Origin of the sequence: Litorilinea aerophila, assembly GCF_006569185.2 — a bacterium.
In the GTDB taxonomy this organism is placed as follows: Bacteria; Chloroflexota; Anaerolineae; order Caldilineales; family Caldilineaceae; genus Litorilinea; species Litorilinea aerophila.
Window position 1 is genome coordinate 1 of the sequence record NZ_VIGC02000092.1, and the last position, 693, is coordinate 693.

A 693-nucleotide genomic window follows, 5' to 3' on the forward strand; every position below is an offset into this window, starting at 1 on the left:
TGAAGGTGGGCGTCACCGTCGGGGTCGGCGTGTGAGTAGCCGTGGGCGTCTCGGTGGGTGTGGGCGTGGGCGGCGGCGCCACCACCACGTAGGAGCTCAGCCGGGGCGGCACCGCCTCCCCGTTCACCGCCCGACAGCCGATGTACTGGATGCCCGCCGTGGCAAAGGTCAGCTCGTGGCGCCAGTGGCCCTCCGCGTCCACCGTCACCGTGGCCACCACCTCCTCCCCTACGATGACCTCCACGTGGGCCCCAGGCTTGCCCGTGCCCCGAATCTCCACCACCTGGCCCACCACCGCCTGCACCGGCGACGCCACACACGTGGGCTGCACCGGCGTCGGGGTCACCGTCGGCGTGAATGTAGCAGTGGCTGTCGCGGTAGACGTCGGCGTGGACGTTTCAGTGAACGTGGGTGTCGCTGTGGGTGTCTCGGTGAAAGTCGGCGTAACCGTGGGCGTCTCCGTCGCCGTGGGGGTCGGCGTCTCGGTGAAGGTGGGCGTCACCGTCGGGGTCGGCGTGTGAGTAGCCGTGGGCGTCTCGGTGGGTGTGGGCGTGGGCGGCGGCGCCACCACCACGTAGGAGCTCAGCCGGGGCGGCACCGCCTCCCCGTTCACTGCCCGACAGCCGATGTACTGGATGCCTGCCGTGGCGAAGGTCAGCTCATGGCGCCAGTGACCCTCCTCGTCCACCGTCA

The 693-nt window shown here is 70.6% G+C and carries 1 pseudogene; it reads right to left on the minus strand.

Annotation, left to right across the window (positions count from 1 at the left end):
- Positions 1–693, minus strand: a pseudogene (locus tag FKZ61_RS23750) (hypothetical protein); the annotation flags it as partial.